Consider the following 14087-nt stretch of genomic DNA (forward strand, 5'->3'; position numbering starts at 1 on the left):
TTCTGAGCCAGCGCCGGAACAACAGCCCAGGGCTGCCGCTCTTGATGTGTTGCCCGTGCGCTGATTTTGAGAGATGAAAGAGACTGTATGATTGAAGAACCGCTAACTCCGGATCATTATGATGTCAAATGCCTTGCCGAAGGGCGTCATTATGATCCGTTTGTCCTGCTCGGCTACCATGAAACGCCGACGGACGAGTGGATTATCCGTGAATGGCTACCGACGGCAACTCGGGCGTGGATTGTCGATGGTCCGCAACTGGAGGCTGTTGGCAACAGCGGCGTCTTCCGTGCGCGAATCAGTCGCGCTGATAAGCAGCATCTTGGCAATCATTATGCGATCGGTTGGCAGGAAGCCGACGGTTTTGAACATCAGGTGATCTCTTCCTATACGTTTTTACCTCAGGTCGGCGATGTCGACTTGCATCTGTTTGCGGAGGGGCGTCATTGGTTTCTCTACGATGTCCTTGGTGCTAACCCCTGTTGTCTGGATGGTATTGACGGTGTGTTGTTTGCCGTCTGGGCGCCGTCGGCCGAGAGGGTTTCCGTGGTCGGCGGGTTCAATGCCTGGAACGGACTGCGTCACCCCATGCGTTCTCGGGGACAATCCGGTGTCTGGGAGCTGTTTATTCCCGGCCTGTGCCCTGATGACCGCTATAAATTTGAAATTCGCGATCAATGGGGCCATGTCCACCAGAAGACCGACCCTTACGCCCGTTCCATGGAGATGCGACCGCGCACCGCCTCAATTATCCATGCCAGTCAGCATGAATGGCACGATCAGGCGTGGATGGAACAACGCCGCGAATACGACTGGCAGCATCAACCGCTGAGTATCTACGAAGTGCACCTTGGTTCGTGGCAACGGCGTGATGATCAACGCTTCCTCAATTACCGCGAGCTGGCCCATCGCCTGGTCGATTATGTGTTGTGGATGGGGTTCACCCACATCAACCTGATGCCGATCAGCGAACATCCCCTCGATGAATCGTGGGGCTATCAGACCACCGGGTATTATGCGCCGACGCGCCGGTTCGGCGATCCCGACGATTTCCGTTACTTTGTTGATCATTGTCATCAAAACGGTATCGGCGTGTTTCTCGATTGGGTGCCGGCCCATTTCCCTAAGGATGATTATGCCCTGGCCCGCTTTGACGGTAGCGCTCTCTATGAGCACGAAGATCCGCGCCTCGGCGAACACCAGGATTGGGGCACCTATATCTTCAACTTCGGTCGCAATGAGGTGCGCAATTTTCTCATTGCCAACGCGTTGTATTGGATGCGCGAATTCCATCTTGACGGCTTGCGTGTTGATGCCGTGGCTTCGATGTTGTATCTCGATTACTCACGTGAGCCGGGACAATGGTTGCCCAATGCCTATGGCGGTAACGAAAATATCGATGCCATTGATTTTATCAAAACCCTCAACACTGAGATCCACGCCCAGTATCCCGGTGCCGTGTTGATGGCTGAAGAATCGACCTCATGGCCGATGGTGTCGCGACCCACCTGGATGGGCGGACTGGGGTTTTCCATGAAATGGAACATGGGCTGGATGAACGATACCCTGGGCTATTTTTCACAGAATCCGGTGTATCGGTCCTTTCATCATAACGAGCTGACCTTCAGTCAGATGTACGCTTATTTTGAAAACTTTATTTTGCCGCTATCGCATGACGAAGTGGTGCATCTTAAACATTCTTTGGTCGATAAAATGCCCGGTGACGTGTGGCAAAAACGGGCTAACCTGCGATTGCTGTTCAGTTATATGATGGTCCATCCGGGAAAGAAGCTGCTGTTCATGGGTGGTGAGTTCGCCCAGTGGGAAGAGTGGGACTGTCGCCACAGTCTCGACTGGTCGGTGTGTGATGATCCGGGGCATCGTGGTGTGCAGTTGCTGATGCGCGACCTGAATCATCTCTATCAGCAGGAGACCGCTCTACATCTGCACGATTTTGAGTCACAGGGTTTTGATTGGATCGATTGTCATGACCATCAACAGTCGGTCTTAAGCTTTATTCGTCAGGCCGGTGATGAACAACTGATCTGCCTGTTCAACTTTACCCCGGTGGTGCGTGAAGGTTACCGCATCGGCTTGCCACGGCGCGGCTGCTATCGGGAATTGATCAACAGTGATGCCGAAATTTACGGTGGCAGCAATGTCGGTTTGGCGGGTCGGCTGTGCAGCGAAGACCAATCGTGGATGGGCCGACCGGTCAGTGGTGTAGTAACTTTGCCACCATTGGCAATGCTGGTGTTGAAATGGGAAGGTGATCTCTGATGAAAATACTGTTTGCAACCTCGGAAGTGTATCCGCTGATTAAAACCGGCGGGCTGGCTGATGTCAGCTCGGGGTTGCCGGCGGCGTTACACGCCTTGGGAGAAGACGTTCGGGTCGTGATCCCGGCCTATCGCGATGCTTTGTCCGCCGTTGGCGCGGTTGAGGAGCTTGCCCGTTTTGCTGTCAGCGGCTGTGGTGTGACCCGCACTGTTACGGTGTTGTTGGCTGTGGAGAAACCTTTTGGTGCCGAGGTGCTGTTGCTTGCGGTGGATGATCTGTTCAACCGACCGGGCAATCCCTATCAGAACAGTGACGGTGAAGACTGGTGGGATAACGGTGAACGGTTTGGTCTGTTCAGCCGTGCCGTGGTTGAGATCGCCATGGACCGTGCCGGTCTGCGCTGGCAACCCGATGTGGTGCATAGCCACGATTGGCAGACCGGTCTGGTGCCGGCGTTTCTCAGCTTGGAAACGCCACGGCCGCGCACGGTGTTTACGATCCATAACCTGTCCTACCCCGGCCGTTTCCCCTATGCGCTGTTTGCCGGACTCGGACTGCCTGCCGACTGGTGGCATTACACTAAACTGGAATTTTACAATAGCCTGTCGATGATTAAGGGTGGGATCGTTTTTGCCGACCAAGTGACCACGGTCAGTCCCAGTTATGCCGACGAGATCTGTCTGCCCGAGCATGGCTTGGGCTTGGATGGTGCGTTGCAGCAATGCCGCGATGAACAGCGCCTGAGTGGCATAATCAATGGCATGGATACCCAGGTCTGGAACCCGGCCACAGATGAACATATCCCTTATCGCTATAGTGTACAGAAGGGGCGGGTCGCGCAAAAAAAACGCAATAAGCAGGCGCTATTGACTCAGATGGCGGGTCCACAAAGCGAGGCTGCCCTGGCGGCGCCGTTATGTGGATTTGTCGGGCGGTTGGTGGAGCAAAAAGGGATTGATCTGATTGTTGATGCCGTGGCTGACTGGCTGGAAAACACAGATGCCTGTTTTGTGTTTATCGGCAGCGGACAAGCGGTGTATGAGACGCTGTTGCGCGAGTTGGCCGAGCACCATCCCCAGCGAGTGTTTGTTTATATCGGCTATTCGGAAGCCATGGCCCATTTACTTGAAGCGGGATGCGATCTGTTTCTGATGCCGTCGCGCTTTGAGCCCTGTGGCCTTAACCAGATGTATAGTCTTGCCTATGGCACTCCGCCGGTCGTCCATGCTACCGGTGGCCTCAAAGATACGGTGGTCGATGCGACGGTCGACAGCCTCAAGCAGGGTGACGGGACGGGATTTGTCTTTAACGTGCCCACCGGTGAAGCGCTACGGGATACCGTGTTGCGGGCTCTGGCGCTGTACCAACGTCCACGCAGTTGGCAACAATTACAGAAGAATGGCATGCTCAAGGACTTCAGCTGGCAATGCAGTGCCGAGCGCTATCTTGAGTTGTATCGTTCGGGAGGGGTGTAATGGTCATTCCAGATTTTGAGCGTGAAACGGAAACCGTCGTTCGCAAGGCCCTTAAGTGCTTGGGCAATGATGAGGAAAGCCTCGAAGCCAGTTTTCTCCACTATCTCTACAACACCTTTGGCCGCCACCTGCAGTCACCCCATTACTATCTGTTCAAAGCATTGTCTTATAGTGTGCGTGATCGGCTGATGGCCCGCTGGCGCGATACTTGGTTATCCCATTATCAGGCCGGGACCAAAAAGGCCTATTATCTGTCGATGGAGTTTCTGATCGGTCGCTCGTTACTCAACAACCTGTTGAGTCTGGATGTCGAAGACCCGGTGCGGCAGGTGCTGTATCGCCTTGGCCAAACCCTCGAAGAGGTGGAAAATGCTGAGCGCGATGCCGGGTTGGGCAATGGAGGTCTTGGTCGGCTGGCCGCTTGTTTCATGGACAGTTGTGCCACGTTGCAACTGCCGGTGATGGGCTATGGGCTGCGTTACAAGTACGGCATGTTCCGGCAACGGATTCAGAACGGCTACCAGATGGAAGATCCCGATCCCTGGTTGCGTCACGGCGAATATCCCTGGGAGGTGCAACGCGCTGATTACACCTGTGTCATCCCGTTTGGCGGTTGTACGCGTATGTACAAGGAACCGCATAGCGGACGGTTGATCGTGCACTGGGATCACGATGAGGAGGTGCTGGCCGTGCCTTACGATGTGCCGATTGCCGGTTATCAAAATCAGACCGTTAACACATTGCGGTTGTGGTCGGCGGCCTCGGTTGAAGATTTCAATCTGTCGGAGTTTAACGCCGGTTCCTATTATGAAGCGGTGGCGGAGAAGAACGAGGCTGAGAGCATCACCATGGTATTGTATCCCAACGATGCCAACGAGTCCGGCAAGGAATTGCGCTTACGCCAGCAGTATTTTCTGGTGTCGGCCAGTCTGCAGGATATCCTCAAACACTGGAAGCGTAACCATGGTGCCGATTTCAGCAATTTCTCCGAAAGTAATGTCTTTCAGTTAAATGATACCCATCCCAGTCTGGCCGTGGTTGAGCTGATGCGTCTGCTGGTTGATGATGAACATCTCGAATGGGACGAGGCGTGGCGTATTGTCACGCAGACCATGGCCTACACGAATCACACCCTGCTGCCCGAAGCTCTGGAAACCTGGTCAGTCTCACTGTTACGGCGCATGTTGCCACGTCATTTGGAGATTATCTACGAGATCAACAGCCGCTTTTTGGCCGAGGTGTCGATGAAGTGGCCCGGTGATGAACAACGGGTGCAGCGCATGTCGCTCATTGACCCCAACGATCGGGTGCGGATGGCTCATCTCGCTCTGGTCGGCAGTTTCTCGGTAAATGGCGTGGCCGAACTGCATTCACGCCTGTTGCGTGAGGGGCTGTTCCGCGATTTCTATCAGTTGTGGCCGGATAAGTTCAACAACAAGACCAACGGTGTCACACCGCGGCGATGGCTGGCCTGTGCCAATCCCCAATTACGTGAGTTGTTGTTTGAAACCATCGGCGATGGCTGGATGACCGATCTGTCGCAGTTGGCACGACTGGAAGACTATATTGATGATCAGGGCTTCTGCCAGCGCTGGCGGCAGATTCGGCACCACAATAAAAAACGCCTTGCCGAGCTGGTCCACCAACGCACTGGGATTGTGATCAATCCTGAGGTCATGTTCGATGTTCAAGTCAAGCGGATTCACGAATACAAACGGCAGTTGCTCAATGTGCTGCATATTATCCACCTGTATGCGCGAATTAAATTTGAGCGTCCCATTCACTGGACCAACCGATGCGTGATCATCGGCGGTAAAGCGGCGCCCGGTTATGCTATGGCCAAAAAGATCATCAAGTTGATCCATAACGTCGCCAATGTCATTAACAACGATCCGGAGGTCGGCGATCGCCTCAAACTGGTGTTTCTTCCGGATTACAATGTCTCTGCCATGGAGGTGATCTGTGCTGGAACCGATCTTTCCGAACAGATTTCCACCGCTGGGAAAGAAGCCTCCGGGACCGGAAATATGAAGTTTATGATGAACGGTGCGATTACCATCGGCACACTCGACGGTGCCAATGTTGAGATTCGCGAGGCTGTCAGCGAAGAAAATTTTTTCCTGTTCGGCCTGCATGCCGAGGAGGTGGAGCAACAGCGCAAGACCTACCGTCCGGCTGCTGTCATTGCCGGCGATGATGATCTGAAGCTGGTGATGCAACTGCTTAAGTCGGGGCATTTTAACCGCTTTGAACGGGGAATTTTTGACGATGTGGTGGCGTCGTTGACCAGTCCGCATGACCCGTGGATGACTCTGGCCGACTTCCGCAGTTATGTGGAGTGTCAGAAACGGGTGGCCGAGCTGTTTACCGACGAAGCGGCTTGGACCAAGATGAGCCTGCTCAACACTGCGCGCAGTGGACGCTTCTCCACCGACCGCACCATGCGTGAATACAATGACGATATCTGGCGGCTGACTCCGGTGGAAGTACAGACCGAACAACTGCCGGATTGATCCTGACAACTGCTTGAAGCAATTTGACAATGAAAGGTGAAACCTCAATGGAGTTGACCTGTTTTAAAGCCTATGACATTCGTGGACGGCTGCCCGATGAACTCAATGAAGATATTGCCTACCGGATCGGGCGTGCCTATGCGGAGTTTCTCAACCCGCAAAAAGTGATTGTCGGGCGGGACGTGCGCCTGTCCAGCACGTCGTTGTGTGCGGCCTTGGCCAAAGGGTTGACCGAGGCCGGTGTGGATGTGTTCGATATTGGCCTGTGTGGCACCGAAGAGGTCTACTTTGCGACATTCAGCCAGAATATGGACGGTGGCATTATGGTGACAGCCAGCCACAACCCCATGGATTTCAACGGCATGAAGCTGGTTCGCGAGCAGTCCAAGCCGATCAGCAGTGATACCGGTCTCAAAGAGATTCAGGCCATGGTGGCGGCCAACCGTTTTGTCGAGCCGCAACGCCAGGGAACCATCCAGGCGCTGGATGTGACGCAGGAGTATGTAGATCATCTGCTCGGCTACATCGATGTCACTGCCCTGAAGCCGCTCAAAGTGGTGGTCAATGCCGGTAACGGTTGTGCCGGACCGACCATTGATCGTCTGGAGAAATATCTGCCGTTCGAATTCATCAAAATTTACCATGAACCGGACGGTCATTTCCCCAACGGCATCCCCAATCCGATTCTGCCGGAAAACCGTGCTGCGACCGTTGACGCCCTCAAAACCCATAAAGCGGATGTTGGGATTGCCTGGGACGGCGATTTTGATCGCTGCTTTTTCTTTGATGAAACCGGCCGATTTATCGAAGGTTATTACCTGGTCGGCCTGCTCGGATTGGCCCTGTTGCAGAGCAACCCCGGCGCCAAGATTATTCACGATCCACGCTTGGTGTGGAACACCGTTGATATGGTCACCGAAGCTGGTGGCCAGGCGATCCAGTGCAAATCGGGCCATGCGTTCATCAAAGAGAGAATGCGCAGCGAAGATGCGATCTACGGCGGTGAAATGAGCGCCCATCATTACTTCCGCGATTTCTCCTATTGCGACAGCGGTATGATTCCGTGGTTGTTGGTTTTGGAGATCATGGGACGCACCGGCAACAGCTTGTCGAGTCTGGTTGATCAGCGCATCGCACTGTTTCCGGCCAGTGGTGAGATCAACCGTCATGTTGACGATGCTCAGGCCACCATTGAACGGGTTCGTGCCCATTACAGCCCGCAGGCCATCAGCGAAGATTTTACCGACGGTGTCAGCCTTGAGTTTGACCAATGGCGCTTTAACCTGCGCATGTCCAACACCGAGCCGGTGGTGCGTCTTAATGTCGAATCGCGCGGCGATCAGGCGTTGATGGAAGCAAAAACAGCAGAAGTTCTTGATATTCTTGGTGGAAAATAAGTGCCTGTGCTGAGCTGATAAAGGAGGGAACGATGAAGAGAGACCGGATGATTATCAGCCTTGTTGCCGCCTTAATACTGATATCCGGCGTAGCCCACGCCAGCCTGAGTGGTTTTATGACCGAAGTGAATATGCGTGCCCGCGCTGATCTGCGCGATTTCACGGTGCGGCTCAGTTCCCACTTTGGCGTGCCGGTGCCGGATGTTGACAGAATCCTGCGTCGCGTCGCTGCTCCGGCCGATGCCTATATGTGTCTGCAGTTGTCGACGATGAGTCGGGTGCCGATTGATCGGGTGATGGATCGCTATCGTCATCGTCGTGATAAAGGCTGGGGGCAGCTTGCTCAGGAATTGGGGATCAAACCCGGCTCGGCGCAATTCCATCGCATTCGCCAAGGCGATTTTGTCTTTTACGCTGACTCCGGTTTTGATTCAAAACGCAACAACCACAAAAAAAAGGGCAAGGGCAACAATAAGGCAGACAAAGGCAAAGGACGGGCGAAAAATAAAGGGGGTAAAGATCGTTACTGATCGGCTGAGAAGCTTATCAATTCCTGACCCGGTTTGAGCAAAATCCTAACATCAACTTACCACAGTAGCGCAGTACTTATCCTGATTAACCAACGAGGAGAATAGACGCTATGTGTGTACGGATTTTGACGGTTTTTTGCGTGTTGTTGTTTTTGGCCGGCTGTGTTTCACAACCGATGGCCGAAGCGGAAAAAACAAATGAAGCATCCCAGATGGTTGAAGAACGTCCGGTTGAGTTGAATGTCGACCAAAAGGACCTTGCTGTGTATCGTTATAACAACCGCCTGTATGTGATCGGTGATGAAGCCATGAAAGCTTCATTTGTCGCCCACAAGCATCTGCCTTACACGAAAACCACTCTCGGCGGCGGCCCCCAAGGTGAGACGGTGATCTACGATGTTAAAAAGAAGGATTCTGCCTACACTGAAGGTTTAATGGAGAGATTCAACGAGATTGCCTGGATGCTGGAAAGCAACGACATCTATACCGCGTGGAAATACAAAGGACGGATTTTTGTCATCGGCGATGCTAAAATGAACGAAAAGTTCTCGACCCATAAACACCTCCCTTACACCAAAACTCTGCTGGGTGCCGGCCCCCATGGAGAAACAGTTATCTTCCAGGTTGACAAGAAAAACCCGGAGTTGGCTTCGAACCTGGAAAAAGCCTATCTCAAGTAACGGGATGTTGAAAAACTCCTATCCGGGGGCTTTTCAACCAAGCAAGCCGAAAATGCGATTTCCGCCTTGTTTCCAAAATCAAGCACTTGAAAATCCGTTTTTGATTTTGGTCGCCCATTCATGGGCTACGCAGATTGTTTTTCAACACCCTGCTAAAACATCAGTGTCCTACCCTGCAATTGGCCAGCCGGCTTCCCATCCGGCTGGCCTTTTTTTACGCCTGAAAAGGTCCTCACGATACCATCGAGAATTCGCGTCGCATTAAATCGGGTTCAAGTAAGCGATATTTCTGTTAGTATTGCTCAGAGCAACACTGCAAAACCCGTACATTGCCTTGAATCAGATGTTTTGACATATCAGGAGGAACCATGACCACTTATCGCAAAGAAACCGATTCCATGGGTGCCATCAATGTGGTAGCTGACCGTTACTGGGGTGCCCAAACGCAACGCTCCATCGGCAACTTTCCCATCGGCGTCAGCCGTTTCCAATGGCAACGTCCGGTGATCAAGGCGTTAGGCATCCTGAAAAAATCCGCAGCCCGCGCAAATGCCGAACTCGGCGAGTTGCCCGAAGATCTGGCGAAGCTGATTTGCAAAGCAGCCGATGAAGTGATTAAGGGAACTCTGGATGAGCATTTTCCGTTGGTGGTGTTTCAAACCGGTTCCGGTACCCAGTCCAACATGAACGCCAACGAGGTGATCTCCAACCGCGCCATTGAGCTGGCCGGTGGCAGCATGGGGACCAAAGATCCGGTGCATCCTAATGATCACGTCAATCGGGGCCAGTCGTCCAATGACACCTTTCCCACCGCCATGCATATTGCCGTGGTCGACCAACTCGAATCCGTGCTGTTTCCGGCGGTGACCGAGCTGCGTGACACGCTCGCCGCTAAAGCCGAACAGTTTGACGCTATTGTCAAGGTGGGACGCACTCATCTCCAGGATGCCACGCCCATCACCCTTGGTCAGGAGATCAGCGCCTGGGTGGCGCAGATCGATTTCGGCCTGCAGGCGGTGCGTGAGTCGTTACCGGGGCTCTACGATCTGGCCATCGGTGGCACCGCCGTCGGCACCGGCCTCAACGCGCATCCCCAGTTCGGTGATAAAACCGCTGCCTACATCGCTGAAGAGAGCGGTCATCCGTTTCGCAGCGCCGATAATAAATTCTTTGCCCTATCCGCCCACGATGCTCTGGTGCATACCTCAGCGGCCCTGCGCACCCTGGCCGGTGGCCTGATGAAGATGGCCAACGATGTGCGCTGGCTGGCCAGCGGCCCACGCTGTGGGATTGGCGAACTGGTGATCCCGGAAAATGAGCCTGGTTCCTCCATCATGCCCGGCAAGGTTAACCCAACTCAGTGTGAAGCCATGACCATGGTCTGCACCCAGGTGTTCGGTAATGATGCCGCCGTTGCTTTTGCCGGTTCTCAAGGCAATTTTCAACTCAATGTCTACAAGCCGGTGATGGTGCATAACGTTTTGGAAAGTTGTGAACTGCTCGCCGATACCTGTAAGGCTTTCAATGAGCACTGTGCCGTCGGTATTGAACCGCAACAGGAGAAGATCAGTGAAAATCTTGATAAGAACCTGATGCTGGTCACTGCCCTTAACCGCCATATTGGTTACGACAAAGCGGCGCATATCGCCAAAAAAGCTCACCACGAAGGGTTGACCCTGCGCCAATCAGCCCTGGCCCTGGGCTATGTGACCGAAGAGCAGTTTGCCGAGTGGATTGTGCCGTTGGATATGACCGATAACCGTCGTTAATTGTTTCGCACGCTGTTTTCCACGCCTTTTCAAAGGAGTTGTCATGACCGATTGGTTTTTGAATTTGACCCCGGTAATGCAGGCATTGGTGGCAACCTTATTTACCTGGTTTATGACCGCACTGGGAGCCAGTGTTGTTATCTTCTTCAAGACTATCAATCGCAAAGTGCTTGACGGGATGCTCGGTGCAGCCGCTGGCGTTATGATTGCGGCCAGTTTCTGGTCGTTGCTTGCCCCGGCCATTGAAATGACGGAAAATTCCGGAGGAACACCGTGGATTCCTGCCACTGTCGGTTTTTTGTCCGGCGGTGCCTTTCTCTGGCTGGTCGATAAGCTCTTGCCTCATTTGCACTCCGGTTTTCCCATGTCCGAAGCCGAAGGGATCAAAACCAGCTGGCAACGCAGCACGCTGCTGTGCCTTGCTATCACGTTGCATAATATTCCTGAGGGTCTCGCTGTCGGCGTGGCCTTTGGCGCATTGGCTGCTGATTTACCTTCAGCCTCTTTGGCCGGAGCCATTGCGTTGGCGGTTGGTATCGGCATTCAGAATTTCCCGGAAGGATCGGCGGTCTCTGTCCCGTTGCGTCGCGAGGGGATGTCACGCGCGAAGAGTTTCTGGTACGGTCAGTTGTCCGGCACGGTCGAACCCATTGCCGGGGTGCTCGGGGCCATGGCTGTTATCTGGATGGAACCGCTGTTGCCCTATGCGCTGTCTTTTGCTGCCGGCGCCATGATCTACGTGGTGGTGGAGGAGGTCATTCCCGAGTCGCAACTGGCGCGTAATACCGACTTGGCTACGGTGGGGGCGATGTGTGGTTTTGCTATCATGATGACGCTGGATGTGGCTTTGGGGTAGGGTGATCTGTCCTTTAAACGAACCAGTAAAGATCAAGGTCAAAGACAAGGTCGCCGGGTTTCGTCCCGGCAGCCGACATACTTTTGACTAGCCGCTCAAAAGTATGCAAAAGCCAGCTTGAACACCTCCTGAACTTGGATCAACCGACAATGAGTTTGTTTCCGTTATGCTTTACGGATTCGGTTCCCCGCCCTTTAGGTCGACGAATCGTGTAACTCATCATCTTTGGCGTAAAACGTTGATAACGAAGTAACGCTGCTCTCTAGTTTTTCCGTGGCACCGATCAAACGGGTGGGCAGTGCCCACCCTGCCTAAGTCTATTATTTAGCAACTAAGCTCTCCCGTTCAGCAGCACCGAACGCAAAGAGCGTCGCTGTGATGGTCGTCGGCAAACTGTTTGAGCGTCAGCGAGTTTTTGCGGACATCACAGCGTAAGCGAGTGAAGTGAGGGAACCCGAAGGGTGCAATGACGGGAGTCGATTTTGCCTCCCTTTTGTCGACGCAAAAGGGAGCCGACGTGCGGGCGCGGAAGCCCGCGTCATGTGCGTACCACCATTGCGAACGGATGAAGTTCGCCAGCGCGATTTGTTCCGAATTGCGAACCACTGAAGATCAAAGTCAAGATCAAGGTCGCCGGGTCTCGTCCCGGCAGCCGACATATTTTGACTAGCCGCTCAAAAGTATGCAAAAACCAGCTTGAACACCTCCTGAACCTGGATCAACCGACACTGTGTCTGTTTCCGTTTTGCTTTACGGATTCGGCTCGCCGCCCTTTAGGTCGACGAATCGTGCAACGCATCATCTTTGGGGTAAAACGTTGATAACCGTTTGACGCAACGCTCTATTTCTTCCGTGGCACCGATTAAACGGGTGGGCAGTGCCCACCCTGCGGTCCTCTGTTATTTAGCAGCCAAGCCCTCCCGTTCAGCAGCACCGAACGCAATGAACGTCAGCGCGATGGTCGTCGGCAACCTGTTTGAGCGCTAGCGAGTTTTGCCGACATCGCGATGTAAGTGAATGGAATGAGGGAACCCGCAGGGTGCAATGACGGGAGCCGACGTGCGGGCGCGGCAGCCCGCGTCACGTGGGTACCACCAACGCGAACGGATGAAGTTCGCCAGCGCGACCAGCATCGAATGACGAACCACTGAATAGCAAGATCAAAGTCAAGGTCGCCGAGTTTCGTCCTGGCAGATGAATAGCTTCTGAACCTCGACTCAGCGACAATGTGTTTGTTTCCAGTGGGTTTCAGAGTCCTCAATCAAGAGACTTGTTGCCCATCCCTTCAGGAAACATCCCGCGATAACTCAACCGTTCATCCTGATCCTCTCCCGAAGCAATACGAAAACACGCCACCGCGTGTTGTTTGACCAGCGCCACAACCTCCTCATCCAGCTTGCCGCATCGCGCCATCTCTTCGATGATTTTTATGGCTTCATTCAAGGTCATGCCGTCACGGTAGGGACGGTCCTGGACTACAGCCTGAAAAATATCCGCCACAGCGATAATGCGTGCTTCGGTGCTGAGCTTGGTGGCGGAGGGATGAAAGGGATAGCCTCCCCCGTTAATCCCTTCATGATGATAGGCCGCCCATTCGGCGATCTCTCCCAGCCCGTTAATGTGGCGAAGAATTTCATAGGTTTCATAACTGTGTTGATTCATGATGGAGCGCTCTATGGTGGTGAGTGGGGCAGGTTTACCGAGAATGTGATCCGGCGTGTGCAGCTTGCCGAGATCGTGAAGTAATCCGGCAACCTCGATCTTTTCACATTGCGCCGATGACAGGCCGTAACTTTTGGCAATATAGGAAGCGAGGCTGGCAACCAGCAGAGAATGCTCGGCGGTGAACGGGCTTTTCTGGTCGACAATATAGGCCATGATCAGAGAGAGCTGGCGCAACTGCTCCAGTGTCAGCGGTGTGTTGCTCTTTATCTGGCCCATATTCCATACATAACGCGTGACATGACGATCTTCCAGAGCGATCCAGAATGCTTCGGATTTTTCCATGGCGTTAAACGCATCGACCAGAGTCAGATCAAAATAGCTGCCACCATAGGTGTTGATGGAGCGGGCAATCTCGTCGCGGGCGACGAGGATATCGTTTTTGTAATGCGAGGACGCCAGAACATCGACACGGTCACTTAAAAAAATCAGGTTCGCCATTCGACCATCACGCCGGGTCACATTGGTTTCAACCAGTTGCTGCCAGGGTGTGTGGTGGTAGAGGATCGGCTTGGCATAGGCGGCTAGGGGGGCGAAATTTTTCAGCAGATTGTAGCCGATCTCACAATGGATGTGAGCGTCTTCCCAGTCAAAATGGTTGACCAGGTTGGAATGCATCTGTTCGGTGGAGACCCCGCAGTCATGAAGCAGTCCGAGCTCGAAGGCAAATTGAATATCTTCGTCGCTGAAACCAAGATGGTGACCGAGTTGACTGGCGATGTAGCCGACGCGTTTGCCGTGGTTGACGTCGTTCATGCCGACGAACGAGACGGCGGTTTCAATGGCCAGAATCATCTGGCGTAGATCAATAGTCAGTTCGTTTTTTGTCATGGTGAGAGTCCTGGTCTAAAGCAAAGCGAACGGA

9 protein-coding genes are annotated in these 14087 nt (G+C 53.6%); 8 read left to right on the top strand and 1 reads right to left on the bottom strand.

Going from position 1 to position 14087, the window contains the following annotated elements; genetic code table 11:
* Positions 1 to 87: 87 nt before the first annotated feature.
* The 8 genes from glgB (at position 88) to DACE_RS11155 (ending at position 11500) form a co-directional block, all read left to right on the top strand.
* Positions 88 to 2280, top strand: coding sequence for a 1,4-alpha-glucan branching protein GlgB (gene glgB / locus DACE_RS11120; RefSeq protein WP_006001257.1), 2193 nt, complete (start codon positions 88 to 90; stop codon positions 2278 to 2280).
* The gene (glgA, locus tag DACE_RS11125) at positions 2280 to 3755 is read left to right on the top strand and encodes a glycogen synthase GlgA (protein ID WP_006001258.1); all 1476 of its coding nucleotides are present in this window, start codon (positions 2280 to 2282) and stop codon (positions 3753 to 3755) included. Before glgB ends, glgA begins: the two co-directional genes overlap by 1 nt.
* Complete coding sequence (locus tag DACE_RS11130; RefSeq protein WP_006001259.1) at positions 3755 to 6268, top strand: glycogen/starch/alpha-glucan phosphorylase; 2514 nt, start codon at positions 3755 to 3757, stop codon at positions 6266 to 6268. Before glgA ends, DACE_RS11130 begins: the two co-directional genes overlap by 1 nt.
* A 47-nt stretch (positions 6269 to 6315) precedes the next feature.
* Positions 6316 to 7665, top strand: coding sequence for a phosphohexomutase domain-containing protein (locus DACE_RS11135; RefSeq protein WP_006001260.1), 1350 nt, complete (start codon positions 6316 to 6318; stop codon positions 7663 to 7665).
* A gap of 32 nt (positions 7666 to 7697) precedes the next feature.
* Positions 7698 to 8195, top strand: coding sequence for a hypothetical protein (locus tag DACE_RS11140; protein WP_006001261.1), 498 nt, complete (start codon positions 7698 to 7700; stop codon positions 8193 to 8195).
* Positions 8196 to 8305: 110 nt separating this feature from the next.
* Positions 8306 to 8875, top strand: coding sequence for a hypothetical protein (locus DACE_RS11145; RefSeq protein ID WP_006001262.1), 570 nt, complete (start codon positions 8306 to 8308; stop codon positions 8873 to 8875).
* A gap of 368 nt (positions 8876 to 9243) precedes the next feature.
* Positions 9244 to 10644, top strand: coding sequence for a class II fumarate hydratase (gene fumC, locus DACE_RS11150; RefSeq protein WP_006001263.1), 1401 nt, complete (start codon positions 9244 to 9246; stop codon positions 10642 to 10644).
* A gap of 43 nt (positions 10645 to 10687) precedes the next feature.
* Positions 10688 to 11500: a ZIP family metal transporter gene (locus DACE_RS11155; protein WP_006001264.1), complete on the top strand. Its 813-nt coding sequence runs from the start codon at positions 10688 to 10690 to the stop codon at positions 11498 to 11500.
* Between the two features lie 1257 nt (positions 11501 to 12757).
* Here the strand turns inward: DACE_RS11155 and DACE_RS11160 are convergent.
* Entirely contained in the window at positions 12758 to 14053 is a 1296-nt protein-coding gene (locus tag DACE_RS11160) for an HD-GYP domain-containing protein (RefSeq protein ID WP_006001265.1), read from the bottom strand.
* Positions 14054 to 14087: the final 34 nt, after the last annotated feature.

It is taken from the genome of Desulfuromonas acetoxidans DSM 684 (assembly GCF_000167355.1).
Classification (GTDB): domain Bacteria; phylum Desulfobacterota; class Desulfuromonadia; order Desulfuromonadales; family Desulfuromonadaceae; genus Desulfuromonas; species Desulfuromonas acetoxidans.